The organism is Parasedimentitalea maritima (assembly GCF_005771405.1).
In the GTDB taxonomy this organism is placed as follows: Bacteria; Pseudomonadota; Alphaproteobacteria; order Rhodobacterales; family Rhodobacteraceae; genus Parasedimentitalea; species Parasedimentitalea maritima.
This window is the reverse complement of record NZ_VAUA01000010.1, coordinates 44,849-70,759: the sequence shown is the minus strand read 5'-3', so window position 1 is coordinate 70,759 and position 25,911 is coordinate 44,849. Positions and strand designations below refer to the sequence as shown.

The following is a 25,911-nucleotide window of genomic DNA, read 5'->3' as shown; positions in this document are numbered from 1 at the left end:
GATAAAGCAGGCCTTTTGTTGAACGATGCAGTCGCAGTTTAGCCGACAATTGTCGCCTCGGTTGCTGCGCGCAGCTCGTCTTCGGTGACGCCGTCAGCAGTTTCGACAATCTTCAAACCGCCTTCGACAACGTCCAGAACGCCGAGGTTGGTGATGATACGGTCTACAACAGCTTTACCGGTCAGCGGCAGGGTGCATTCCTTTAGCACCTTGGACACACCGTGTTTGTTGGCATGGTCCATGACCACAACAACACGGCCCACACCGGCGACCAGATCCATTGCGCCGCCCATACCTTTGACCAACTTGTTCGGAATCATCCAGTTGGCCAGATCACCGTTTTCAGCCACTTCCATCGCGCCGAGGATGGCCATGGCGATTTTGCCGCCGCGGATCATCGCAAAGCTCTGCGCTGAGTCGAAATAGGCGGTCTGGGGCAGTTCGGTGATGGTCTGCTTGCCTGCGTTGATCAGGTCGGCGTCTTCGGTGCCCTCAACCGGGAAGGGGCCCATGCCCAACATGCCGTTTTCCGACTGCAGGGTCACTTCGACACCTTCAGGGATATAGTTGGACACCAGCGTCGGGATGCCGATGCCGAGGTTCACATACCAACCGTCTTGCAGTTCTTGTGCCGCGCGTGCGGCCATTTGATTACGATCCCACATGTTCGCTCTCCTTTACGCCGCTGGCCGGGTGGTGCGCTGTTCGATGCGCTTTTCGTGGGTGCCCTGAATGATACGGTGCACATAGATGCCGGGCAGGTGGATCGCGTCAGGGTCCAGAGAGCCAGTTGGCACGATCTCTTCGACCTCGACCACACAGACCTTGCCGCAGGTCGCAGCAGGCGCGTTGAAGTTACGGGCGGTTTTGCGGAATACCAGATTGCCGGTCTCGTCGGCCTTCCAGGCTTTGACAATGGCGAGATCGGCAAACATGCCTTCTTCCATGATGTAATCTTCCATGGCGCCATCCGGGCCAGTTGGGAACTGCTTTTCAAACTTGCCTTCGGCAATCACGGTGCCCACACCGGTTTTCGTAAAGAAACCGGGGATGCCAGCGCCGCCAGCGCGCATACGCTCGGCCAAGGTGCCCTGTGGGTTGAATTCCAGCTCTAGCTCTTTGCTTAGATACTGACGCATGAATTCTGCGTTTTCGCCCACGTAGGACGAGATCATCTTTTTGACCTGCTTGGTTTGCAGCAAGATACCGATACCAAAATCATCAACGCCTGCGTTGTTCGACGCAAAGGTCAGATTCTTGGTGCCTGCATCCTTGATGGCGTCCAGAAGCAATTCTGGAATGCCACAGAGGCCAAAGCCGCCCGCCGCAATGAACATGCCGTCGTGAAGCAGCCCGTCGAGCGCTTCTGCGGCGTTTGAATAAACTTTTTTCATGGAAGTCTCCCAACAACAACCTGTTGGGAGTGGTTCTGACGTGGCGGTAGGTGTGAGTCAAGAATACGTAGAAGATTGCGTATTTCTACCGAGCGTTTTCACGCGCAGACGATCAGGTCGGCAGAGCGTCTTCTGTATATTGCTCGATATAGCTGCCAGAGGGGGCGATGGGAGTGATGACATCAATCAAAACCCCGTTTGGATCGGCGGTGATGAAATGACGCTGGCCAAAGTCTTCGTCGCAGAGATCTTTCAGAACCGGCAGCCCTTTGGAGGTAAGGCGCTGATAGTCTGCTTTTGCATCGGCCACTTCAAAGTTGAGGATAACCCCCTTTGATAGCCCGCGACCTTCTGGTGGAATGGTCTCGTGATGCCCATCCAGTACAGCAATGTTCACGGCAGGGTCGCTTTCAGATTGGAGGTGGATATACCAATCGGAGGTGAACACAGCCCTGAAGCCAAAGTGCTCGATGTAGAATGTTGCGGTCGTTTCCACGTTTTCGGTTTGTATGACGGGATAGAACTGAGTGGGTTTCATCTTGCATCTCCTGAAATAAACATACAATCTGTATGTAGATAATCCATAAACATACAGGCTGTATGCATGCAAGAGAAATCCACGCGGACACCAAACGCGGACAGACGCGCGATGATGCGGAAGAAACTCATGGACGCCGCACGTTCACTGTTTGTGGAGAAGGGGTTTGCCGCAACGTCGACACCCGAAATCGTAAAGTCGGCACAGGTGACCCGCGGCGCGCTGTACCATCACTTTGAAGACAAAGAGGACCTGTTTAGGGCGGTTGTTGTCGCCGAAGCGAAGGAGCTGAGGCAGGCAATTGAGGTCGCGACCAAGGGCACGATTGATGATCCACTCGGGACTGGGAGCAAGGGCTATTTCGAAGCCATGTCTATACAGGGCCGGGCGCAGTTGCTGCTGATTGATGGGCCGGCTGTGTTGGGGGTTCAAGAGATGGATCAGATTGATGCAGGAGGAGGGCGGGCAGCTCTTCGTACGGGGCTGATCACTGCAAACCCGGATTTGTCAGATGAAGGACTGGAAGCTGTGACCAAAGTCCTGTCTGCCGGTTATGACCGGGCAGCCCTGGCGATTGCACAGGGTGAGGCGGCCAAACCATACGAACAGGCAATGGCCGCCCTTGTTCGGGCAACGATCTCTTAAGAGGCGCTGTCCTCTGTTGATTTCTTAGGCGCGGCCTTTTTCTTGGCTGGCGCCTTTTTGGCAGCTGTTTTCTTTTTGGCTGCGGGCTTTTTCTTCGCCGCCGCTTTCTTCTTTGGCTTTTTGCCGGCTTTTTCGGTGATCAGCTGCACAGCCATGTCCATGGTGACGTCTTTGACTTCGACATCTTTGGGTAGGGTGGCGTTCACCTTCTCCCATTTGATGTAGGCGCCATATTTACCGTCCATGATTTTGACAGCACCACCACCATCTGGATGTTCACCCAGTTCTTTGAGCGCTTTGGCGGCAGCACGACCACCGCGGCCCGGGTTGGCGCGTTTTTCGGCTAGCATTTCCATCGCGTGGTTCATGCCAATTTCAAACACGTCCAGAGTATTCTTGAGGTTTACGTAGACTGGTTTTTCCTCGTCCGGCATCTGGTGCATGACGTAAGGGCCAAATCGACCCAAGTTAGCGGCCACGGTGCCACCTTCGGGGTGCTGGCCGATTTCACGGGGCAGGGTCAGCAGAGTAACCGCCTGTTCCAATGTGACCTCGTTTGGTCCCCAGCCGGGCAGATAGTCTTTGTTCTGTTTTGGCAGCGAAGAACGTGGAGGTTTTTTGTTTTCCGGGGTTGGCTCGCCGCGCTGAACGTAGGGGCCAAAGCGACCAGACTTCAGGTGGATCTCGTCGCCTGCGTCTTCGCCCAAAACCTTTTCATAGCCTTCGGCGCCTTCGCCAGAAATTGGCCGGGTATAATTACATTCCGGGTAATTGCCGCAGCCGACAAAGCCACCGGTGCGCGAAGACTTCAGGTGCAATTGGCCCAGGCCACATTTCGGGCAGGCCCGTGCGTCTGTGCCATCTTCGCGAGGTGGATAGAGCTGTGGAGCCAGAGCATCGTCGAGAACGTCCAGAACTTCGGAAATACGCAGGTCAGAGGTTTCGGAAATCGCCGCCGAGAAATCACGCCAGAACTTGGCCAGCAGGTCCTTATAATCGCCATTGCCGGCGCTGACATCATCCAGCTGCCCTTCCAGATTGGCGGTGAATTCATACCCGACGTATTGACGGAAGAAGTTCAGCAGGAAGATGGTAACGATGCGGCCTTTGTCTTCGGGGAACAGACGGTTTTGTTCCTTGCGGACATATTCGCGGTCTTGAATCGTGGTGATGACGCTGGCGTAGGTCGACGGACGGCCAATGCCGAGCTCTTCCATCCGTTTGACCAGCGTGGCCTCTGTGTAGCGGGGCGGCGGCATGGTGTGGTGCTGCAGCGCCAGTACTGATTCATTTTTGGACAACAAAGCCGAGCCATTGCTGCGCAGATCACCGCTTTGTTCCGTTTTGGCAGTGTCTTTGCCAGCCTTGGTGAACTGGCCGACAAGCGAGCTGTCTGCGAATTTCGCGGTCTCACCCATCATGATCTGCGGCAGGCGCTTGTCGTCGTCGTCCTGCACAACGTCATCGCGGCCTTCTTCGTAGACCCGCATGAACCCGTCAAACAGCATCACCTGACCGGTCGCACGTAACATCACCTGTTTGTCAGCGGAGCCAACGTCAACGGTGGTGCGTTCCATCTTGGAGCTGGCCATCTGGCAGGCCAGTGTGCGTTTCCAGATCAGGTCATAGAGCTTGCGCTGATCTGCTTCGGTGACCTTGAGGCTGGCGGCATCGCGGCTCATATCGGTGGGGCGAATACATTCGTGCGCTTCTTGTGCGTTCTTGGCTTTGTTTTTGTAGACCCGCGGTTTTTCTGGGACGTAGGTGCCGCCATACCGCTTGTCGATTTCGGCCCGGGCCTCGGTCACGGCCTCGGGGGCCATGTCGATACCATCGGTTCGCATATAAGTAATGTAGCCTGCCTCGTACAAACGCTGGGCGGTGCTCATGGTTTGTTTGGCGCCCATGCCAAATTTGCGGCTGGCCTCTTGCTGCAGGGTCGAGGTCATGAAGGGAGCAGAGGGATTGCGGGAGGCTGGTTTTGCCTCAACCGATTGCACCGACAAATCGCGACTGGCGACGGCCTGTACCGCCATTTCGGCAGCGGTCGAATTGGCGAGGCTGAATTTGTCCAGCTTGTCGCCGCCCAAAACGGTCAGACGAGTTTCAAATTCCTGGCCACGCGGCGTGGTCAGAAGGGCGCGTACGGACCAGTATTCTTGCGGATTGAACGCTTCGATTTCGGTTTCGCGCTCGACGATCAGACGCAGGCAGACCGATTGGACCCTACCGGCGGATCTGGCACCGGGCAATTTACGCCACAGAACGGGCGACAGGTTAAAGCCCACAAGGTAGTCCAGCGCACGGCGGGCCAGATAGGCCTCGACCAGCGGCATGTCGACCTGACGCGGGTTTGCCATGGCTTCGAGCACCGCAACTTTGGTGATGGCGTTAAAGGTGACGCGGCTGACCGGTGTGTCCTTCTTAATGGACCGGCGTTTGGTCAGCGCCTGTTGTAAGTGCCAGCTGATTGCCTCTCCCTCGCGGTCGGGGTCGGTCGCGAGGATCAGTGCGTTGTCTTCTTTCAGGGCGTCTGCGATGGCTTTGACATGTTTCCGGCTGTCGTTTCCGATCTCCCAGGTCATGTCAAAATCGCTGTCCGGATCAACCGAACCATTCTTCGGCGGAAGATCGCGCACGTGGCCGTAAGATGCCAGAACTGTATAGTCAGAGCCGAGATACTTATTGATCGTCTTGGCTTTGGCTGGCGATTCTACAACAACTACGGGCATTTAGGTTAAACCTCTTGGGGCGGATACGGCACGTTCTATGGCCGGGCAAGATGTGGGGCGCAAGAGGGTATTGTCAATCGTAGAGTTTTACAGGCAAATTTGATGGTGAATTTGGCGGCAAATTGGAGAGTGGCATGAAGCTTGGATGGCTAGTGGTGGCTGTATTGATTGCCAGCCCATTGGCGGCACAGGACTGGTACGAGCCAAAACGCGGCACTGCTGAGCGGAAGGCGCTGATGAATGCGTTGCGGCCATTGGCCGAGGTCGACCTGGGGACGCCCGTTGAATTTGTTGTCCATGATTTGCGGGTCTCTGGCCGCCGGGCCTTTGCGTCAGTGCAACCGCAACGGCCCGGCGGCAGGCCCATAGATATCACCTCAACACCGGGGTTTGCCCGGGGTGAGTTTAGCCCAGATTTTATGGACGGAACCCATATGCAGGCGCTGTATATCAAAAAGGGCAACACCTGGGTTGCGGTGGAACATGCGATTGGGGCCACTGACGTGTGGTTCGCTGGTGAGCCGTTTTGTAGCAGCTGGGGACCGGTGATTGCCGAGTTCTGCTACTAACGGAGTTTACGCGACACCAATCCACCTGCGAGCCGGGTGATCTTACCGTCCAGTTCAAGATCGGTCAGCGCAGGTGAGACGTCACGCGCTGGCGCTGCCATGTCTCGGATCAGTTGATCCTCAGCCGTGGGAGAGGGCCCTAGGCGTGACAGGATCTGTTGGTGCAGCGCTGCTGTTTCCTGCAAGCTTCGTCGTGGTGGTGGCCTATCAAGGGGGAGCTTTTGTTGTGGAGTGGGCGCTTGCGCCGGAGCCTGAACAGGTGGGAGCGCAGCGATGACATCGTCACTGTTGCGAACCAGTTGGGCACCGTCGCGGATCAGCATATTGCAGCCGCTGGCGCGGGCATCGAAGGGATGTCCAGGCACCGCCAGCACCTCGCGGCCCTGATCTAGTGCATCCCGGGCGGTGATAAGGCTACCGGATTTGGCAGCGGCTTCGACGACAACCACGGCGCGGGCCAGGCCGGAAATGATGCGATTGCGGCTGGGGAAATGGCGCGCCTGTGGGGTGAGCCCCATAGGCTGTTCCGACAACAGCAGGCCCCTTTGCGCTATATCCTGGGCCAAACCGGTGTTCTGTGTGGGGTAGATGACGTCAACACCGCCAGCCATGACAGCGATTGTGCCGCTGTCCAGAGATGCCAGATGGGCGGCGGTATCGATGCCGCGGGCCAAACCTGACACTATTATGTACCCCTGCGAGCCAAGGTCGTGGGCCAGTGCGCGGGCCATACGGGTGCCCAGTGACGAGGCATTGCGCGCCCCTACCAGAGCAATAATTGGAGATTGCAGTCGTGCGGTGTCCCCTTTTACCCAGAGGAGGGGCGGCGCATCTTTGAGCTGGGCAAGCTGTGAAGGGTAGTGGACGTCGCCAAGGCACAAAAGCCGCGCTTTGGCGGCTTTTGCGGCCTTGATTTCGGCGTCAATCACAGGTGAAGGGCATATTTTATACCCCTTTACGCCTGCTTCGCGCGCCACTTCGGGCAACGCATCCAGCGCGTTCTGCGCTGAATTATACTCGGCGATCAGGCGGTGAAATGTCACCGGACCAACCCTGCGAGAACGCAACAGACGGAGCCAGGAATAACGAATATCTTCCGTGGTGGGTGGGAGTGGGGGGTGAGTGGAAGAAGTGAATTCTTCGGTCATCCGTTGCTCCGCCTGTTTGCATGTACAGGTTTAACGCTAAGACGGTTAACAGGGAGTGAACAAGTAAGGATTTTCAGAAGATTTTCCGAAAACTTACCAAATGCAGGTGACGTAAGGGAAATTTTGAAACCGCATTGCGAAAGATCGGCGTCGCAATGCGGTTTTTACGCGGGTTTTCTGGTTTTAAGTTAACACTGGTAACTAGGCCGCGGCGCCGCCCACTGTCAGCCCATCCATCAGGACAGTTGGCTGGCCAACGCCCACTGGTACCCACTGTCCGGCTTTGCCGCAGTTCCCCATACCTGGGTCCAGTGCCATGTCATTTCCCAGGGCGCGAATACGGTGCAGCGCAGTGGCGCCGTCGCCAATCAGAGTGGCGCCTTTAACTGGAGCCCCAACCTTGCCATTGATGACCCGGTAGGCCTCGGTACAGGAGAACACAAACTTGCCATTGGTAATGTCGACTTGACCGCCACCAAACCCAACCGCCCAAATGCCATCTTTGATATCGGCGATCAGATCCGACGGGTTGGCCTCTCCGCCCAGCATATAAGTATTAGTCATGCGTGGCATCGGTGCGTGGGCATAGCTTTGTCGGCGACCGTTACCTGTGGGGGTGACCCCCATCAGGCGGGCGTTTTGCCGGTCTTGCATATAGCCAACCAGAATTCCGTCTTCGATCAGGGTCGTCGCCTGCGAAGGGGTGCCTTCGTCGTCAATCGTGATTGAGCCTCGGCGGTCTGGCAAAGTGCCATCATCCAGTACCGTCACACCTTTGGCAGCAACACGTTGGCCCATCAGCCCTGCAAAGGCTGAGCTGCCTTTGCGATTAAAGTCGCCCTCTAACCCGTGGCCGATGGCTTCATGCAGTAAAATCCCGGGCCAGCCTGGCCCCAATGCCACCTCCATCACACCTGCGGGGGCAGGGACGGCGTCAAGATTGACCACTGCAATACGCAGGGCTTCGCGGGCTTTGGCCTGCCAGTCACGGGGATCAACAAGCCCGTCCAGACCGATGCGACCTCCGCCACCTGCAGACCCACTTTCACGGCGGCCATCCTTTTCGACAATTACCGATACATTCAGGCGTGTCATAGGGCGCACATCGCGCACCAGAACACCGTCAGCGCGCAGAATTTCGACTTCTTGCAAAGATGCGGCCAGAACTGCCGAAACCTGCACCACACGTTGATCCAGATCACGCGCAAAGGCATCAATCTCGCGCAGTGTTTCTATTTTCACCGCAAACGGCATGGCGCCAATTGGGTCGGCGTCTGTGTACAGTTTGCGATTCGTCGCGGATGGGGCATCCGCCAGAGTGCCGCCACCATCGCCAACTGCCAGCCGCGCGGTTTCAGATGCGCGATTGAGCGCAGCCATCGAAACGTCGGTCGAGTGGGCATATCCGGCCACCTCACCGTTGACGGCGCGCAATCCGAAGCCTTCGGAGGCATCGTAACTGGCACTGCGCAATCGGCCGTCATCAAAAACCAGTGACTCGGATTTTCGGCGTTCGGCAAATATCTCGCCATCGTCGGCTCCTGAGAGAGCCGATTTCAGGACCTGCAACGCATCATCCGCGGGCAGGTTGGTTTCAAAGGGGCGAAAGGCTGCGTCTTCCATCGTGTGGACCTCATTTTTTTTGATCTAAATCAAGAAAGCGCCCATTTGACGCAAGCATAGCTCTTTATCTGATCCTTGGAATATGATTTCTACCGTCAGCAAAGACAACGGGGTCGATGTGTTTTGTGGAATCAGTGATTCCCCGCAGGATACAGCGACGCGAGGAACAACGCGATCAAACGATCAGGATATAAAATGAAGAATGCTTTGAAGCTTTCGGGCCTTTTTGCGGGCCTGTCGAGCCTGCCTGCCATGGCTCAGGATGGACTTGAGTCCATTGGTAAGCCTATTCCAGGTGGACTTAATTTCCAGCCCGCAGCAAGCGAGCTGGCCCAACAAACGCAAGATCTGGACTTTATGATCCTAGTGATCATTACTGCTGTTAGTTTGTTTGTTGCTGGCTTGTTGCTGTACGCAATCCTGCGTTTTAACCGTAAGGCGAACCCGAATCCGTCAAGCTTTACCCACCACACACCAATTGAAATTGCCTGGACGCTGATCCCGATTGTGATCCTGGTGTTCATCGGCTCATTCTCGTTACCAGCTCTGTTTAATCAGCAGGAAATTCCGGAAGCTGACCTTACCATTAAGGTTACAGGCTACCAGTGGTACTGGGGTTATGAGTATGTCGATCACGAATTCGGCTTTGAAAGCTTCATGCTGGCCAAAGATGAGCTGGCTGAAAATGGCTATGCTGAAGACGAGTACCTGCTGGCCACTGACACTGCAGTTGTGGTGCCCGTTGGCAAAACCGTTGTGATGCAGGTGACTGCGGCTGACGTGATCCACTCCTGGGCGATGCCTGCCTTTGCTGTTAAGCAGGATGGCGTACCGGGTCGTCTGGCGGAACTGTGGTTCAAAGCCGACAAAGAAGGCGTTTACTTTGGTCAGTGTTCCGAGCTCTGCGGTAAGGACCATACCTATATGCCGATCACCGTCAAAGTGGTCAGCCAAGAGGTCTATGATGCATGGCTGAAAGGCGCGATCGAGGAATACGCCGGTCTGCCCCAGAATTTTCAGGTTGCTTCAAACTGATCTGATCTGAAGGGCACTTTGCCCACACTCCTTAGTCACGGCAGGGTGCGCAGTAATACGCACCTTGCCTGATTTCTAAACTGCCCTACGCTACGTGTATGATACGCAGCCAGAAAACCAATGGACCAAAGATGAGCGACGCAAGCATCAACGCAAGCATACTCCGCGAGGATGAGGCAAGCTTTGGCGATTATTTTGCCCTGCTAAAGCCACGGGTGATGTCACTAGTGGTTTTCACCGCTTTTGTTGGCCTGCTTGCTGCGCCGGTGTCGGTGCATCCGGTCATAGGCTTTTGTGCCATTCTGTTTATTGCCATCGGTGGCGGTGCTTCTGGCGCGCTGAATATGTGGTGGGATGCAGATATTGATAAGGTGATGAAGCGGACCAAGGGCCGCCCCATCCCTGCTGGTAAAGTTGAGGAAGGCGAAGCGCTGAGCCTGGGCTTGGCGTTGTCAGGTATGTCGGTGATCATGCTGGCCTTGGCAACCAATCTGCTGGCCGGTGCGTTCTTGGCGTTCACCATCTTCTTTTATGTTGTCGTCTACACCATGTGGCTGAAGCGGGCGACGCCGCAGAACATCGTCATCGGCGGTGCCGCTGGAGCCTTTCCGCCGGTGATCGGCTGGATTGCTGCCACCGGCTCGATGTCTGTTGAGCCCTGGTTGATGTTCGCCCTGACGTTCATGTGGACGCCACCGCATTTCTGGGCCCTGGCCCTATTTATGCGCTCAGATTACGACGATGCAGGCGTACCGATGCTGACCGTGACCCATGGTCGTCGCGCAACACGTGTACATATTCTGGTCTATACTATCCTGTTGGCGGTACTGGCAGTTGGAACCGCGTTTTCGGGTGTCGGTGGGCCAGTCTATCTAGCGGTGTCGTTGGTGTTGAACGCGCTGTTCCTGCATGGGGCCTGGAAAATCTGGCGCCGTGATGAGGACGACTCCGAAAAAGATAACTTCAAAGCCGAGCGCAGCTTCTTCAAGCTGTCTCTGTTGTATCTGTTCCTGCATTTTGGCGCGATCCTGGTCGAAGCCATGCTGAAACCATTTGGATTGGGAGGCTGGTAAGATGAGCTTCAAACCGCAGCACGAAATTCACCAGCGCCGCTTTGGTCGCAATCTGGGCGTGGGCCTTTCACTGGGAGCTTTTGTGGTTCTGGTGCTGGCCCTGACCTTGGTCAAAGTCACATCTACTGACTTTAAGTTCCCACAAAACCAAGCGGCAGACCAAAACTGATGGCGCTGAATGCTCCACAGAAAACTGCGGCCCAACTGGTTGGGGTTGTCGTTGTCATGGGCGCTCTCGCCTGGGCTTCAGTTCCTTTCTACGATTGGTTCTGTCGTGTCACCGGGTTTGGCGGCACCACAGGGGTCGCTACAGCGGGCTCGGACGAAATCCTGGAGAAGACGATCAAAGTGCGCTTTGATGGCTCTAAGGACCGGGGGATGCCGTGGGAGTTCAAGCCCATGGTTCGTGAGATGGAAATCAGGATTGGCGAGACCGGTCTTGCGTTCTATGAAGCCTATAATCCAACAGACAGGCCGATCGCAGGGCAGGCGTCCTATAACGTGACACCTTATGCTGCGGGCGCTTTCTTTGAGAAAATCGCTTGTTTCTGCTTTGAGGAGCAAGTTTTGCAACCAGGGGAGCGGGTTCAGATGCCCGTAACCTTCTTTGTCGATCCGGAAATCGTTGATGACCGGGACGGCAAGTACGTACATACGATCACGCTGTCGTACACTTTTTACGAAATCGATCTGCCCGAGGGTTATGCCACCCTTGAAACCGGTGAAAACACCGGGGCAGTATCAAATATGAACTAGGCCGGCAGGTGAGGGACACTTAAATGGCGCACGCTAAAAATCACGACTATCATATTCTACCACCATCGATCTGGCCGCTGCTGGGCGCGTTGGGTGGCTTTGCCATGCTGTTTGGCGCTGTGCTGTGGATGCACGGTATCACGGCTTGGCTGTTCTGGGGCGGCTTGCTGGCTGTTCTATACACCAGCTTTGCCTGGTGGTCCGAAGTCGCCCACGAAGGCAACACAGGCGATCACACCAACGTGGTACGGATCGGTCTGCGCTACGGGTTTATCCTGTTTGTGATGTCCGAAGTCATGTTCTTCTTTGCCTGGTTCTGGTCGTTCTTCAAACATGCGATCTACCCGATGCAGGACTATATCGGCACCGAGTATGTGCAGCCTGCGATCCATATCGTGGATCCGTTCCATCTGCCGCTGATCAACACCTTGATTCTGCTGCTGTCCGGCTGTGCCGTGACCTGGGCGCACCACGCGCTGGTGCACAGCAATGACCGCAAAGCACTGGTGCAGGGTTTGGCCATCGGTATCGCCTTCGGTGTTGCCTTTACCGGCCTGCAAGCGTTTGAATACTATGAAGTTCTGGCCCATGAAGGCTGGGAATTCGGTGGCGATATCTTCTACTCCAACTTCTTCATGGCCACTGGCTTTCACGGTTTCCACGTGCTGTTGGGGACCATCTTCCTGATCGTTTGTTTGATCCGTGCGATGAAGGGGGCCTTCACTCCGGAACAGCACGTTGGGTTTGAAACAGCAGCATGGTACTGGCACTTTGTTGATGTAGTGTGGCTGTTCCTGTTCTTCGCAGTGTACCTCTGGGGTACCGCCGGAATGTAAGGGATACATGTTTGCAGTTGAAAAACTGCGAGCACAGCGTATCAAGCACAGCGCGCGGGGGATGCTCCGCGCGCTTTTCTGTTGGTGAGGGGCTGTTATGCGGCGTCTGATATTCGTTCTGATCGTTGGCGTTGCTGGGTTGGCAGTTCTGCTGAGCCTTGGCGCGTGGCAGATGCAACGGATGGCTTGGAAACAGAATATTTTGGATACCATTGAATCGCGTGTCGCAGCCGAACCGGTGGCCTTGCCCATTCATCCTGATCCTGTCGCCGATAAATACAGGCCGGTTCGTTTGATCGGCGAAATGGCGAGTGGCGAGTTACACGTGCTGGTTTCAATGCCCATGCTGGGGCCTGGCTACAGGATGATTGTCCCATTTGTGACTGACGATGGTCGTCGGATTCTGGTGGACCGGGGCTTTATCCGAACCGTTGATAAAGAATCTGCACGCTACGCTGGCCAGGTTGAGTTTCTGGGGAATTTGCATTGGCCGGATGAAACCGACGGTTACACGCCCCCTGCTGATACCGTCAAAAACATCTGGTATGCCCGCGATGTGGAAGCCATGGCCGCAGCTCTGAAAACCTTGCCGATCATGGTGGTGCTGAGTGACCACCCGATCAATGGGAGCTCCGTCATACCGATGCCGATCGACACCGCATCAATTCCCAACAACCACTTGCAATATGCGATCACCTGGTTTTCGCTGGCCTTCCTCTGGGCTGCGATGACTGCTTACTTCCTGTGGCGTTCGCGCCAAAACCGAGAGCTAACGTGATGAAATACATCTCTACCCGTGGCCAAGCGCCTGAGCTGAGTTTTGAAGACGCCATGCTAAGCGGCCTGGCACGCGATGGCGGGCTGTATGTCCCGGCTGAGATCCCGCAGATGAGCCAGGACGACATCGCGGCGCTGTCTGGCCTGAGCTATGAAGAAACCACGTTTCGGGTGATGCGGCCGTTCTTGGGTGACAGCTTCACCGACGAGGAATTTCGCGACATCATCGCCAAGGCTTATGCCAATTTCGACCACGCTGCGCAGGCTCCACTGAAACAACTGGCACCGAACCATTTCCTGCTGGAGCTGTTCCACGGCCCCACACTGGCGTTCAAAGACTTTGCCATGCAGCTGATCGGTCAACTGTTCCAGGCAGCGCTGGCCAAGCGGGATGAACGGGTAACGATTGTTGGTGCCACGTCCGGCGATACCGGATCCGCCGCGATCGAAGCTTTCAAGGGTCTGAGCAATGTGGATGTGTTCATCCTGTATCCACATGGCCGGGTGTCCGAAGTGCAGCGTCGCCAGATGAGCACCCCGCAGGATGCCAATGTGCATGCGCTGGCGCTGGACGGGGATTTTGACGACTGTCAGGCTCGTGTCAAAGACATGTTCAACGACTTTGAGTTCCGTGATGGCGTAAAGCTGGCCGGGGTCAACTCGATCAATATCGCACGTGTGTTGGCGCAGGTGGTCTATTACTTCTCGTCCGCTGTGTCGCTGGGCGCGCCGCACCGCAAAGTGAGCTTTACCGTGCCAACCGGCAACTTTGGGGACATCTTTGCAGGCTACATCGCCCAGCAGATGGGTCTGCCGATCGAGGACCTTGTTGTGGCGACAAACCAGAACGACATTCTGCACCGCTGTCTGGACGGGAAGGGCTACTACAAAGGCGAAACCATCCCGTCGATTTCTCCTTCTATGGATATTCAGGTCTCGTCCAACTTTGAGCGCGCGCTGTATTTTGCCTATGGGCGCGATGCCGGGGCTGTGTCGCAGTTGATGGACGAGCTGAAGACCGGTGGTTTTGACGTGTCGCAGGGCGCGATGCAGGCACTGGCCGATACTTACAAGTCAGGCCGGTGTTCCGAAGATGAAACTCTGGCCACTATCAAGAGCCAGTTGTCGGCCAGTGGCGATCTGCTGTGTCCGCATGGTGCTGTTGGGGTCAAGGTGGCCGAAGAACATCGCGTTTCAGAGGTTCCTATGATTACTCTGGCGACAGCGCACCCGGCCAAGTTCCCGGCTGCGGTGAAAGATGCCTGTGGTATACATCCACCTCTTCCCACACACATGGCGGATCTGTATGACAGATCAGAACGGGTGACCCGGATCGCCAACGACCTAACGACTCTCGAAGAGCACATCAGAAAGAACATACCGAATTGACTGTTCAACAAGACCAGCTGGCTAACGGCTTTCGTATCGTTTCTGAAAATATGCCGGGGCTGCAATCTGCGTCCATAGGCATCTGGGTAACGGCAGGCGGTCGTCATGAGCGGCTTGAGCAAAATGGTATTGCCCATTTCCTGGAGCATATGGCGTTCAAAGGAACAACCACGCGGTCGGCCTTGCAAATCGCCGAGTCGATCGAGGATGTTGGGGGCTACATCAACGCCTATACCAGTCGAGAAGTGACAGCCTATTACGCTCGTGTCCTGAAAGATGACGTCCCACTGGCGTTGGATGTGATCAGTGATATCGTGCTGAACCCGGTGTTCGACGCGGCTGAAATCGAGATCGAGCGTGGCGTGATCCTGCAGGAAATCGGGCAGTCTCTGGATACACCAGATGATGTAATTTTTGATTGGTTGCAGGAAGAAAGCTATCACAACCAGCCATTGGGCCGGACTATTCTAGGTCCGACCGAGCGGGTCAGCGCCTTTACCCGCGAAGATCTGGCTGGGTTTGTTGGCGAACATTATGGCCCTGGCCAGATGATCCTGTCTGCTGCGGGGGCTGTGGATCATGATCTGTTGGTCAAAACGGCTGAGAAACTGTTCGGGCATATGCAGCCCCGTGCCAGCAAGTTGGTAGAGCCTGCGCGCTTTACCGGTGGTGAGGCGCGGCATGAAAAAACACTGGAGCAAGCCCATTTTGCTCTGGCTCTGGAAAGCCCCGGCTACCGTGATGATGCGATTTACACCGCTCAGATCTACTCGAGCGCATTAGGTGGCGGTATGTCCAGTCGCCTGTTTCAGGAAGTGCGCGAGAAACGCGGGCTGTGCTATTCGATCTTTGCTCAGACGGGCGCCTATGCGGATACCGGTTCGACCACCATCTATGCCGGCACGTCGGCCAGTCAACTGGGCGAGTTGGCTGAGATCACTATCGATGAGATGAAGCGCGCAGCCGAAGATATGGCCCCTGAAGAAGTGGCCCGCGCGCGGGCGCAGATGAAGGCTGGTATGTTGATGGGGCTTGAAAGCCCGTCAACGCGGGCTGAACGGTTGGCACGGTTGGTGCAGATCTGGGATAAGGTGCCGCCACTGGAAGACACCATCGCACGCATTGATGCAGTGACCACCGGGGATGTTCGCGAATTTGCAGAGACGATGGCGATCAAGGCACCAGCGGCCCTGGCGCTTTATGGTCCTGTTTCACAAGCTCCCAGTCTTGCAAAACTGCAGGAGAGGCGTGCTGCCTGATGCTACTGTCCAAGCGTAAAGTCCGAATTGAAACCGAGCGGCTGACACTTCGGCCGCCGGTGCATTCCGACTTTCGCGCTTGGGCCAGATTACGGCAGGACAGTCAGGGGTATCTGACACCCTGGGAGCCCAGCTGGGCCCCTGAACACCTAAGCCGGAAATCTTTTTCCAACCGGGTCTACTGGGCGCAGCGTTCGGTCAATGGCGGCACTGCATTACCGCTGTTCTTATGTAGGCGTGAAGATCAGGTACTGGTTGGGGCCATTACGCTGGATAATATTCGCCGTGGTCCAGCACAGGCTGGAACCCTTGGGTATTGGACCGGCATGCCGTTTGCCCGTCAGGGATACATGCGCGAGGCCATTGGCGCAGTGGTGCATTATGCCTTTACCCAGTTGGATCTGAGCCGCATTGAAGCCGCCTGCCTGCCAGAGAATACCGCCTCACGCGGTTTGCTGGAAAGCACCAGTTTCAAATATGAGGGCGTGGCGCAGTCCTATTTGCAGATCAACGGGCGCTGGCGGACCCATGTCCTGTATGCCTCTTTGCGCAGTGACCGCCGGGGACGCACCGAAGCGGGGTAGTCTGCGGCTTATGCTTTTGAGGGGCTGTTGCAAACGGGGCTTGCGCACCGGATGTCAATTGGACATGGATTGAGCATGACATTGAATCCCGCCACCCCCGACTTCGCAAATCAATTGAGCGCAATTCTACCAGATGGGGTGCTGCGCGATATTGAACCGCGATACCTGGAAGAGCCACGTGGGCGGTTTAGTGGCCAGGCTGGCGTACTTGCTCTGCCTCAAACTGTTGATGAGGTCTCCACATTGGTGCGGTCTGCCAACGCAGCAAGGGTGCCCGTTGTGCCTTACGGCGGCGGTACAGGCTTGGTTTGTGGGCAAGTGATGCCAGATGGCCCCGCGCCCCTATTGATTTCTTTGGAACGAATGACGGCCATTCGAGGTGTTTACCCGCAGGAAAATGTTCTGGTCGCCGAAGCCGGGGCAATTCTTGCGGATGTGCAGATCGCGGCGCAGGGGGCAAACCGGTTGTTCCCACTCTCACTGGCCTCGGAAGGTTCGGCGCAAATTGGTGGTAATCTGTCCACCAATGCAGGGGGCGTAAACGTCCTGCGCTATGGCAATACCCGCGAGCTCTGTCTCGGATTGGAGGCAGTGTTGCCCAATGGCGAGATTTGGCATGGGTTGAGCCGGTTGCGTAAGGACAACACTGGTTACGATCTGCGTGGGCTGTTGATCGGTGCAGAAGGTACATTGGGGGTGATTACCGCAGCCGCACTGAAACTTTCCCCGGTTCCGGCGGTGCGCGGCACCGCGATGTTTGTTGTGCCTTCTGCGCAGGCTGCGTTGGATTTGCTCTCTTTAGCGCGTGACCAGTTGGGCGAGGCGGTCAGTGCTTTTGAGCTGATCCACCGGCAAGGGCTTGAGTTTTTGGCTGAGACATTGCCACAGCTGCGTCAGCCTTTTGAGCGCGCCCCTGAGTGGTGCGTATTGATCGAACTTGGGTTGTCTCGTGGACAAGACCCCGAACAGGCTCTGGCAGACCTGTTTGAGGCAGCGGTTGAGGATGGCTGCGCATTGGACGGGGTGATTGCCCAGTCCGAGACCCAGCGCAACGAGCTCTGGACTGTGCGTGAGCAAATCCCCGAAGCAAACCGGTTGATCGGATCGGTCTCCAGCCATGATATTTCTATTCCGCTGTCCGCGATCCCCGAGTTCATTGCGCGCGGCGGTGAAGCCATTGCGGCACTTGGGGCGTTTCGGATCAATTGCTTTGGCCATCTTGGCGACGGCAACCTGCACTACAATGTGTTCCCGGCGCAGGGGCAAACCCGTGAGGCTTATGAAGCGCAGCGCGGCGCGGTGAAACGCGTGGTGCACGATCTTGTCCATGACATGGATGGCTCTGTCAGTGCCGAACATGGCGTCGGGCGGCTGAAAGTCGCGGATGTCGAACGCTATGGTGATCCGGTTCGGCTGGCTGCAATGCGGGCAATCAAACTCGCGCTGGATCCCAACGGTATCATGAACCCTGGCGCTGTGCTGAATGTGTAGGGTGCGTGCTGGCACGCACCAAGATTTAAGACAGGGCAGTGGTTGCGTTTTGTGCCGAACGGCTGCGCAGCAGCAACAGCAGCAGGATCGCGATGTTTAAGCCGTTCCACAGGATGCCGTTGATAAAGGCCAGTTGGTAGCTGCCGGTGACATCATAGATCCAGCCGGACATCCAACCACCCAATGCCATGCCAAGGATGGTCATCATCATGACAAAGCCAACCCGCGCTCCAGCTTCACGCGGGGGCATGTATTCGCGCACCACCAGTGCATAGCTGGGCACGATACCGCCCTGCGCCAGGCCAAACACCAGACTGACCATATAAAGCGAGATCATGCCGTCATAGGGCAGATACAGAAACAGCGCGATACATTGCAGGACTGATCCAGCCAGCAAGATCACTACCCCACCCAGCCGGTCGGCGAGTAGGCCGGAGATGATCCGGCTGGCGACGCCGCCCAGCAGCATGAGGGACAGCATCTCGGCACCCACGGCAGGGCCATAGCCCAGACCAACACAATAAGCGACAATATGGACCTGAGGCATCGCCATGGCGACACAGCAACCAATGCCGGCCAGCCCCAGTAGCCATTGCAATTGTCGCGGTGTCAGACCAGAGGACCGGGCATTCAGAGCGGAGGCTGCGGCCGAGGTTTCATGCGCCGTTGCTGGAAGGCGCCTGCGCAGCAGTAGGGAAAGTGGCATAAGAACAACCAAGGTGACCAGTGCCAGTGTCAGGTAGACGCTGCGCCAGCCGCTCTCGGCCAGAATTCCGGAAAGCGCGGTGGGCCAGATCGCGCCAGAGAGGTAATTGCCACTGGCGACCAGCGCCACTGCAATGCCGCGTCGTTTGATAAACCAGTGCGAGATATCGGCGATCAGGGGGCCAAATCCAACAGCTGTTCCAAGTCCCAACAATAGGTGGGTCAGAGATAAGACCGTGATCGAAGGAGCCAGAACAGACAGGGCATAGCCCGCGGCAATCACCAGGGCCGCCCCGTTCAAGGCCAATGTAACGCCGACCCGGTCTACCAGCCGTCCAATGATCAGGTTGCCCAGGGCAAACCCGACCATGGTCAGGGTATAAGGCATAGAGGCCTCAGCCCGGCCCGCACCAAACTCCACTTCAACGGCAGGCAAAATGACGATGACCGCCCACATGCCGACATTGGCAACGGTGGCAATTGCCAGGGTCACAAGCAGGCGGAGCCAGGAATATCGACTGTCGTGGATTTGGGGCGCGGTCATGTGCGCAAGCTAGGTCAGACACGAAACGGCGCGCAAGCCTTTTCGCGTCAGCGTCGTGACGTTATTCGCCTTCGAATTCACACAGGACATGCACGTCCATGCCCATGTCTTCCAATACTTTGCCGCCGCCCAATTCCGGCAAGTCGATGATGAACGAGCAGGACAGGATCTCACCGCCCAATCTTTCAATCAGTTTGATGCCCGCCGCAGCGGTGCCGCCTGTGGCCAGCAGGTCATCGACTACCAGGATCTTTTCACCGGGCTGGATTGCATCTTCATGGATTTCGACAGTCGCTTCGCCGTATTCCAGTTTGTAATCCTGGCTGAGTGTCGCACCGGGCAGCTTGCCCGCCTTACGAATTGGCACAAATCCGGTCCCCAGCTGGTGTGCAATCGCGCCGCCGAGGATAAAGCCGCGGGCCTCTAGTCCGAGCACCTTGTCGATCTGCATACCAGCATAGGGATGCAACATTTGGTCAATGGCCATGCGAAAGCCGCGCGGATCGGCAAACAGGGTGGTAACATCGCGAAACATGATCCCCTCATGTGGGAAGTCAGGGATGGTGCGGATGTAATCTTTGACATCGGGACGCTTCGACATGGCGGGGCCTCTTTGGTGGTCGGCTCGAATTGGATCAGGCCTGACTAGTTTGGTCAGACCTTAAGCGGTTTGGCTGATGCGGGTGCTTGTTGCAAGTGACAACCGCGGGTCCGCAGCAATTGCCGCATATGTGCAGGCGTAGGATTTAGACTGGGCGGCGCAGAAATGCGGTGGTCAGGCCCATGCCGATCAGAGCAAGCCCGCCGCCGCGGGTTAGGTTGGCCACCACAGCAGGTTTTGCGATCCAGCCACGCATGCGATCGGCCAGCACTGCAAAGGCCAGAGCATTCAGCCCGGCCAGGATCACAAATGTGGCAATCAGAATGGCAAACTGTGGGGCCAGACTGCCTTCGGGGTGGATGAACTGCGGTACAAAGGCGATGAAGAAGCCGATGGATTTGGGGTTCAGCGCGGTGACCATAGCCGTGTGGCCAAAAATGCCACGGGCCTGCACGTCGCGGGTGGCGGCCAGCTCAACCTCAGCGTCAGGTTCACCCGAGGCGCTGCGCCACAGTTTGATCCCCAACCAGACCAGATAGACGGCTCCGGCCCATTTCAGAACTGTGAACAGGGTGGCGGAGGCCATCACCAGCGCGCCAAGACCTACCAGAGATGCGGTCATGGCAATAAAGTCCCCAACGGCCACGCCCAAGGCTGCAGCTACGGCCACTTGTCGGCCCTTGGACAGGGCATAGCTGAGAACGAGCAGCACAGTTGGACCAGGGATCATCAGCAGCGCCACTGAAGCCGCGACAAACGCCAACCATATGTTCATATCCATAGCAATTCACCCTGATCAATTTGTATCAGAGGCAGCAAAGACATCGCTTTGGCAAAGCGTCAATGATCAATTTTGATTTACCTTCGCTTTGCCGGTTTTAGTGATGCTGGGTCCTAAACCGAAGTCAGCCGAGAACCCGCCCGGCCACTGCGTCTAGCTTTGCCAGGAGCTTTGGGTCGCGCTTTTTTGGCGCGGTCATGATCGCATATTCCAATGCGCGGTCACAACCGTGCGGGCAGGGCGCGCGCTGATCGCCAAGTAGTTTCGGCAAACGGCGTATCAGCTCAGCTCCATTGTTGGAATTTCCCTGCAAGGTGGCCAAAATGGCACTGATATCGACGTCACCATGATCCGGATGCCAGCTGTCATAATCGGTAACCATCGCAACAGAGGCGTAACAAAGCTCGGCTTCGCGGGCGAGTTTGGCTTCGGGCATATTGGTCATGCCGATAACATCTGCGCCCCATGATTCTCGGTACATTTTCGATTCGGCAACTGTTGAGAACTGAGGCCCCTCCATTGCCAAATAGGTGCCGCCCCGATGAACATTGATCCCGGCGTCCTTGGCTGCAGTTTGGCAGGCGTCCCCCAGACGTTCGCATGTCGGGTGGGCCGCACTGACATGGGCCACACAACCCGTCCCAAAGAAGCTCTTCTCGCGGGCAAAGGTGCGGTCGATGAACTGGTCGACGATGACAAAATCACCGGGGGCCATTTCTTCGCGAAACGAACCGCAGGCGGAGATTGAAATCACATCAGTTACGCCCAAACGTTTCAGGGCATCGATGTTGGCGCGATAGGGAACCTTGGTTGGGGAATGCACATGACCACGCCCGTGTCGGGGCAGAAAGGCCATTTTTACACCGTCCAAAGTGCCGGTCAGGATCTGGTCAGAAGCATCTCCCCATGGCGTTTTGACGGTGACCCATTCGGCAGCCTGCAATCCGTCAATTTCGTAAAGGCCCGAGCCGCCGATCACACCGATCATTGTGTCCGTCAAAGTCCTGCTCCCAGTTCAATAATGTTTGGTCAGATAATGCCGGCGGGGTCCGGACTTGCAAGTGTTAGTCGCGGCGGATGATGCCGGTGATGGCAGCTGCACCTAGTGCGGTGACAATCCAGCCGGCTGTGGTGAACAGCCATCTGAGCCACCACAGGTGCCAGCCCCAGGGTCCGCGTTCGGTGGAGGGGGCCCAGGCGTCGGTCTGGCCCAGATCGACGAGTGGGATGACCAGGTCACTGGCATAGGCAGGGGCATAAAAGGTTTCCCAGTCTTTGCCGGGGATGACAGCGGACCAGTCGCGCGCCGGGTTTTCCGATGTGCCAGCCAGTTGTCTCCAGTCCTGCGACACCAGCACCGGCGCAGCGTTTGGAGCCATGCTGCCTTCCTCCCAGGCTTTTTGCGCGGGGACCATGGCGGCACAAACTAGAGCTACCAGCAGCCAGAGACTGCGAAAGGGGTGGTGTCCATAGCCAACGGTCAGCCGCAATAGCTGATCGGCGGCAAAAAGAGCCCCGCGTTTGAGATCGCGCCAGATACTTTTGAAACCCAGCCCGAGGCTGCCATCGGGGACTACGCGCATATGATGGCGTTCATATCTGCGTGCCAGTTGTTCACGGCGGGCCAAGACGCGACGGGCATCAGTATCGTGACCAAGATCGCGGAACACCTGTGCCAGATGGGTAAAGGGTTGCGGATGGAAATAGCCGTTCCATTCACTGCCCTGTTCCAACCAGGCAATACGTTTGCTGGCGCGGGTGGAAGAACCTGAAATCCGTTCATAGGTAAAGCCATCAAGGATCAGGCGCCCTTTTGGGGGCCAGCCTGTTACATCATCAACCAGATCCCCGACATGGGCTGAGTTCAGGTCGACTGCGCCTGCACTGACGGTGACATTGCGCCAAAAGAAACCACGTTCGACCCGAAGTCGCTGGCCGTTTAGCGCATTTCGGTTTGGCGCATGAATATGGGCTCCGGTTAAGTCCAACTGGCCACCGATTGTCGCCCCGTTCAATCTGACGGGTCCGTTGGTTCTTGTGTCACGCAGAAACACGTCACCATGGAAAGAGGCGCTTTGTGCATTGAGCAGGGAAATTGAACTTCCGCTCAAATTCAGCATTTCGAACCGGGTTTGAAGGGCCTGTATCCCCTGATCAATTCGACAATTCAGCAGGCCCAGTGCCCCCTTTGCCTTGGCGAAGCTGAGGTCGAGCTCGCCGGTGATGCAGGCCCCCCATAAATGCACACCAAGATCCTGAATCTGAACGACGTTGCAGCCGCCCAGAACCAAATACCGCAGGACCTCGGCGCGGACCGTCAGTGAGCCCTGAACATTGCCTTCTTCGGGGCAAAGCCCATCGCCAAGGACACAGGGGTCGCCGGACTTGCTGGCCTCGATCAACAAGATCTCTGCGGGTGTGAGCCAAGCCTGACCGCCACGGTCTTCGATGTCTTGCCAAGTTTTGATCATAGCACTGCCCCTTTAGCTGTGGCTCACTCTATCGTTAGTTGTGGGGAAGGGAAGGCAAGCTGGGAAATTCAAGCCGGACAGCCCTGATTTGCTTGCAGTTCTGTCCGATGACGGTATCCGTTGCGACGAACGAAAGCGCTAGTGTTCGCTTTGTTTCTGGCGCGTTGCCAGTTTTGGAGCCTCGGCCATCATTTTGCGGAACGTTGGACATTCGGAGTGGCTTTGGGCCGTACAATCTGCCACGTGGCGCAAGGCACGGGCCAGTATTCTGAGCTGGCGGATGTGCTGTTCCACTTCATCCGCCTTTGTGTGCAGGCGCTGTCGATCAATCTCGAAATGTTCATCTTTCTGAAAAACTTCCCCGATCTCTTCAAGGGAAAACCCTGCTGACTGGCCCATCGAAATGAGGGCCAGTCGGTCCAGAACCGTATCGTCATACTGGCGTCGCAGCCCCTTGCGGCTGTCTGATTGGATCAGGCCCAGAGTTTCGTAATAGCGCAGAGCCGACGCTTTGAAGCCGGACAGTTTGGCAACTTCTGAGATGTCGATCGATTTCATGTTGACCTCAAGCTAACTTCAAGTTGCAGACATGCCCCTGTTTGAAACTCAGGTCAATGAAGGGTGCTGCAATGAGTTGGAATATCGAGGTTGTGACGGTGGTTGTTCTGGTGGGAACTGGGGCGACGGTCTTTATGGATGTGTTTGGGGTGATCAGGGCGAGGTTTACCGGACAGCGGGGAATGAACTGGGCCATGGTTGGGCGTTGGTTGGGGCACTTGGTCGGCGGACGAACTGTGTTAGCCAATCCAGCTTCGGCGGCGCCTGTACCTGCTGAAAAGGTTCTGGGGTGGATGCTGCATTATGGCGTTGGTGTCGGCTTGGCTGGCGGGCTGACACTGCTCCTTGGGCCGGATTGGCTGCGACAGCCGCCTGCTGTGTTGGTGGTCGGTTTTGGTGCCGTCTCTGTGGTCTTGCCGATGCTGACCCTGCAACCCGGTCTTGGCCTTGGTGTTGCCGCGCGATTGGCACCGAACCCTTGGAAAGCGCGCAGGGGCAGTTTGTTGACCCACTTTGTATTTGGGGTTGGCCTTTACTTGAGTGCTCTGCTTTTTGGGGGTGTGCTTTTGGGCAACTAAAACCAGCGGCGGTGTGAAAGCCTTGTGTGATGGGCGATTTTCCGCTAACGGGCAGGCAGCGAACACCAATCCCCGATGACAGGTATTTTACATGAGACGCGCCGCCATGGCCCTTCTGGCCAATCACATTTCCCCGCCCAACCTTAGCATTATGCAGGATGAGGGCTGGTCAGTGGCCCGGGTCCGCACCGAGATCCTGTCTGGTTTGACAGTGGCCCTGGCCTTGGTACCCGAAGCGGTTGCCTTTGCCTTTGTCGCAGGATTGAACCCACTAGTGGGGCTATATGCGGCCTTTATGGTGGGGTTGATCACTGCGCTGTTTGGTGGGCGTCCGGGTATGATTTCCGGTGCTACGGGGGCGCTGGCTGTTGTGATGGTTGCACTGGTTGCTGACCACGGTGTGGAATATCTGTTTGCAACGGTGGTGTTGATGGGGATCTTGCAAATTTTTGCTGGCGTGATGCACTGGGGTAAATTCATTCGACTGGTTCCTCATCCGGTGATGCTGGGCTTTGTAAATGGTCTGGCCATTGTGATTTTTCTGGCCCAGATGACCCAGTTCAAAGTGCCGGGCAGTGGTGGCGAAGAATGGCTGTCAGGGATGTCGCTGTTCCTGATGCTGGGGCTGGTGGGTCTGACCATGTTGATCATTTGGGGTACTCCCAAAATTACCTCAGTGATCCCGGCGCCTTTGGCGGGTATTGGCATTGTCGCTGCTGTGGTGATCCTCTTTGGTCTTGATGTGCCGCGTGTGGGGGACATGGCGTCGATCCAGGGTGGCTTCCCGATGTTCCACAATCCCTTTGGTGAAGGTGTTGGGTTGTATGGTACGGCGCTGGCTCCGTTTAATTTTGAGACGCTGCAGATCATCCTGCCCTATGCGCTGATCTTGGCAGCAATTGGGCTGATCGAAAGTCTTCTGACGCTGAACCTGGTGGGTGAGATCATCGGCAAACGTGGCGGAACAAGCCAGGAATGTATGGCCCAGGGCGCCTCAAACGTTGTCACTGGTTTCTTTGGCGGCATGGGCGGTTGTGCGATGATTGGTCAGTCGATGATCAACGTGAAATCAGGTGGCCGGACCCGAATTGCTGGCCTTGCTGCTGCGTTGTTCTTGCTGTTGTTTATCGTCTGGGCCTCGAGCTTGATCGAGCAAATACCGCTCGCCGCACTGGTGGGTGTGATGTTCATGGTGGTGATCGGCACCTTTGCCTGGAACTCGTTGAAGATCATGCGAAAGGTGCCGCCGATGGATGCCTTTGTGATTGTTCTGGTGACCGTTGTGACCGTGATGACCGACTTGGCAATTGCGGTTGTTGTTGGGGTGATTGTATCGGCGCTGGCCTATGCCTGGAACAACGCGCGGCGTATTCACGCCAATGTCCGGGATTCTGAAAGTGACAAAGGCGCGCGGGTCTATGAGATCGAAGGACCGCTGTTCTTTGGCTCGACCGATGGCTTTATCGAGCTGTTTGACGTTGAAAACGATGCTGACCGTGTGATTGTCGACTTTGCCCGTAGCCGGGTTGTCGATCAATCAGCATTGCAGGCAATCGAGGCGCTGGCTGGCAAGTATGAAGACGCCGGCAAGTCCTTGTCCCTGCGCCATCTGAGCCGGGATTGTCACCAGTTGCTGACCAAAGCCGGGCACCTGATGATCGATAGTGATGACGATCCGGACTATGCGGTTGCGGTGGACTACTCGGTCAAAACCGGAATCCTGGGTGGGCACTAAGCCCTAGCAAAACGGAGTGCGCCATCTGGCGCACACTGGTTTGTTTGATTGGAATATGTGGAGAGGTCGGCCTGTTTTTCAGGCCGACC

Annotated in this window: 26 protein-coding genes; 14 read left to right on the top strand and 12 right to left on the bottom strand. The window is 56.5% G+C overall.

Going from position 1 to position 25,911, the window contains the following annotated elements:
* Positions 1-38 precede the first annotated feature (38 nt).
* The 3 genes from FEE96_RS18200 to FEE96_RS18190 form a co-directional block, all read right to left on the bottom strand.
* The gene (locus FEE96_RS18200) at positions 39-665 is read right to left on the bottom strand and encodes a 3-oxoacid CoA-transferase subunit B (RefSeq protein ID WP_138164554.1); all 627 of its coding nucleotides are present in this window, start codon (positions 663-665) and stop codon (positions 39-41) included.
* A gap of 12 nt (positions 666-677) precedes the next feature.
* Positions 678-1,394, bottom strand: a complete 717-nt coding sequence (locus FEE96_RS18195) for a CoA transferase subunit A (RefSeq protein WP_138164553.1) — start codon at positions 1,392-1,394, stop codon at positions 678-680.
* A 112-nt stretch (positions 1,395-1,506) separates the two neighbouring features.
* Entirely contained in the window at positions 1,507-1,932 is a 426-nt protein-coding gene (locus FEE96_RS18190; protein ID WP_138164552.1) for a VOC family protein, read from the bottom strand.
* Positions 1,933-2,061: 129 nt separating this feature from the next.
* Between FEE96_RS18190 and FEE96_RS18185 the strand changes: the two genes are divergently transcribed.
* A complete protein-coding gene (locus tag FEE96_RS18185; RefSeq protein WP_246079511.1) occupies positions 2,062-2,577 on the top strand; it encodes a helix-turn-helix domain-containing protein in 516 nt (171 codons plus the stop codon).
* On the opposite strand, the gene topA is transcribed toward FEE96_RS18185, so the two are convergent.
* Positions 2,574-5,309, bottom strand: coding sequence for a type I DNA topoisomerase (gene topA, locus FEE96_RS18180; RefSeq protein ID WP_138164550.1), 2,736 nt, complete (start codon positions 5,307-5,309; stop codon positions 2,574-2,576). The genes FEE96_RS18185 and topA overlap by 4 nt on opposite strands.
* A gap of 134 nt (positions 5,310-5,443) precedes the next feature.
* Here topA and FEE96_RS18175 point away from each other — a divergent pair, with 134 nt between their 5' ends.
* Entirely contained in the window at positions 5,444-5,878 is a 435-nt protein-coding gene (locus tag FEE96_RS18175; protein WP_138164549.1) for a hypothetical protein, read from the top strand.
* Here the strand turns inward: FEE96_RS18175 and dprA are convergent.
* Positions 5,875-7,026, bottom strand: coding sequence for a DNA-processing protein DprA (gene dprA / locus FEE96_RS18170; RefSeq protein ID WP_138164548.1), 1,152 nt, complete (start codon positions 7,024-7,026; stop codon positions 5,875-5,877). The genes FEE96_RS18175 and dprA overlap by 4 nt on opposite strands.
* A gap of 201 nt (positions 7,027-7,227) precedes the next feature.
* Positions 7,228-8,649, bottom strand: a complete 1,422-nt coding sequence (tldD, locus tag FEE96_RS18165) for a metalloprotease TldD (protein WP_138164547.1) — start codon at positions 8,647-8,649, stop codon at positions 7,228-7,230.
* Positions 8,650-8,844: 195 nt separating this feature from the next.
* Here tldD and coxB point away from each other — a divergent pair, with 195 nt between their 5' ends.
* The 10 genes from coxB to FEE96_RS18115 all read left to right on the top strand — a co-directional run bounded on the left by coxB (position 8,845) and on the right by FEE96_RS18115 (position 17,849).
* The gene (gene coxB, locus FEE96_RS18160; protein ID WP_138164546.1) at positions 8,845-9,684 is read left to right on the top strand and encodes a cytochrome c oxidase subunit II; all 840 of its coding nucleotides are present in this window, start codon (positions 8,845-8,847) and stop codon (positions 9,682-9,684) included.
* 131 nt (positions 9,685-9,815) lie between these two features.
* Positions 9,816-10,757 carry a heme o synthase gene (gene cyoE, locus FEE96_RS18155; RefSeq protein WP_138164545.1) on the top strand — a complete coding sequence of 314 codons (942 nt, stop codon included), beginning with the start codon at positions 9,816-9,818 and terminating at the stop codon, positions 10,755-10,757.
* A 1-nt stretch (position 10,758) separates the two neighbouring features.
* Positions 10,759-10,926, top strand: a complete 168-nt coding sequence (locus tag FEE96_RS18150) for a cytochrome C oxidase assembly protein (RefSeq protein ID WP_138164544.1) — start codon at positions 10,759-10,761, stop codon at positions 10,924-10,926.
* Complete coding sequence (locus tag FEE96_RS18145) at positions 10,926-11,513, top strand: cytochrome c oxidase assembly protein (RefSeq protein ID WP_138164543.1); 588 nt, start codon at positions 10,926-10,928, stop codon at positions 11,511-11,513. The genes FEE96_RS18150 and FEE96_RS18145 overlap by 1 nt, the downstream gene beginning before the upstream one ends.
* Before the next feature lie 23 nt (positions 11,514-11,536).
* The gene (locus tag FEE96_RS18140) at positions 11,537-12,349 is read left to right on the top strand and encodes a cytochrome c oxidase subunit 3 (protein ID WP_138164542.1); all 813 of its coding nucleotides are present in this window, start codon (positions 11,537-11,539) and stop codon (positions 12,347-12,349) included.
* Between the two features lie 97 nt (positions 12,350-12,446).
* On the top strand, positions 12,447-13,127 hold the full coding sequence (locus tag FEE96_RS18135; protein ID WP_138164541.1) for an SURF1 family protein: 681 nt from the start codon (positions 12,447-12,449) through the stop codon (positions 13,125-13,127).
* A complete protein-coding gene (gene thrC, locus FEE96_RS18130) occupies positions 13,127-14,515 on the top strand; it encodes a threonine synthase (protein ID WP_138164540.1) in 1,389 nt (462 codons plus the stop codon). Before FEE96_RS18135 ends, thrC begins: the two co-directional genes overlap by 1 nt.
* On the top strand, positions 14,512-15,774 hold the full coding sequence (locus tag FEE96_RS18125) for a M16 family metallopeptidase (protein ID WP_138164539.1): 1,263 nt from the start codon (positions 14,512-14,514) through the stop codon (positions 15,772-15,774). Before thrC ends, FEE96_RS18125 begins: the two co-directional genes overlap by 4 nt.
* Positions 15,774-16,358, top strand: coding sequence for a GNAT family N-acetyltransferase (locus tag FEE96_RS18120; protein ID WP_138164538.1), 585 nt, complete (start codon positions 15,774-15,776; stop codon positions 16,356-16,358). The genes FEE96_RS18125 and FEE96_RS18120 overlap by 1 nt, the downstream gene beginning before the upstream one ends.
* A 75-nt stretch (positions 16,359-16,433) precedes the next feature.
* On the top strand, positions 16,434-17,849 hold the full coding sequence (locus FEE96_RS18115) for an FAD-binding oxidoreductase (RefSeq protein ID WP_138164537.1): 1,416 nt from the start codon (positions 16,434-16,436) through the stop codon (positions 17,847-17,849).
* 25 nt (positions 17,850-17,874) lie between these two features.
* Here FEE96_RS18115 and FEE96_RS18110 read toward each other — a convergent pair whose 3' ends face one another.
* The 6 genes from FEE96_RS18110 to FEE96_RS18085 form a co-directional block, all read right to left on the bottom strand.
* Positions 17,875-19,098, bottom strand: a complete 1,224-nt coding sequence (locus tag FEE96_RS18110) for an MFS transporter (protein ID WP_138164536.1) — start codon at positions 19,096-19,098, stop codon at positions 17,875-17,877.
* 61 nt (positions 19,099-19,159) lie between these two features.
* Positions 19,160-19,699, bottom strand: a complete 540-nt coding sequence (locus FEE96_RS18105; RefSeq protein WP_138164535.1) for an adenine phosphoribosyltransferase — start codon at positions 19,697-19,699, stop codon at positions 19,160-19,162.
* A gap of 145 nt (positions 19,700-19,844) precedes the next feature.
* Positions 19,845-20,480: a LysE family translocator gene (locus FEE96_RS18100; protein WP_138164534.1), complete on the bottom strand. Its 636-nt coding sequence runs from the start codon at positions 20,478-20,480 to the stop codon at positions 19,845-19,847.
* Positions 20,481-20,604: 124 nt separating this feature from the next.
* On the bottom strand, positions 20,605-21,480 hold the full coding sequence (locus FEE96_RS18095) for an S-methyl-5'-thioadenosine phosphorylase (protein WP_138164533.1): 876 nt from the start codon (positions 21,478-21,480) through the stop codon (positions 20,605-20,607).
* A gap of 64 nt (positions 21,481-21,544) precedes the next feature.
* Positions 21,545-22,951: a hypothetical protein gene (locus FEE96_RS18090; RefSeq protein WP_138164532.1), complete on the bottom strand. Its 1,407-nt coding sequence runs from the start codon at positions 22,949-22,951 to the stop codon at positions 21,545-21,547.
* A gap of 138 nt (positions 22,952-23,089) precedes the next feature.
* A complete protein-coding gene (locus tag FEE96_RS18085) occupies positions 23,090-23,509 on the bottom strand; it encodes a helix-turn-helix domain-containing protein (protein WP_138164531.1) in 420 nt (139 codons plus the stop codon).
* Positions 23,510-23,580: 71 nt separating this feature from the next.
* On the opposite strand from FEE96_RS18085, the gene FEE96_RS18080 reads away from it, so the two are divergent.
* The gene (locus FEE96_RS18080) at positions 23,581-24,087 is read left to right on the top strand and encodes a DUF2938 family protein (protein ID WP_138164530.1); all 507 of its coding nucleotides are present in this window, start codon (positions 23,581-23,583) and stop codon (positions 24,085-24,087) included.
* Between the two features lie 91 nt (positions 24,088-24,178).
* Positions 24,179-25,822 carry a SulP family inorganic anion transporter gene (locus FEE96_RS18075; protein WP_138164529.1) on the top strand — a complete coding sequence of 548 codons (1,644 nt, stop codon included), beginning with the start codon at positions 24,179-24,181 and terminating at the stop codon, positions 25,820-25,822.
* The last annotated feature ends 89 nt before the right edge of the window (positions 25,823-25,911 follow it).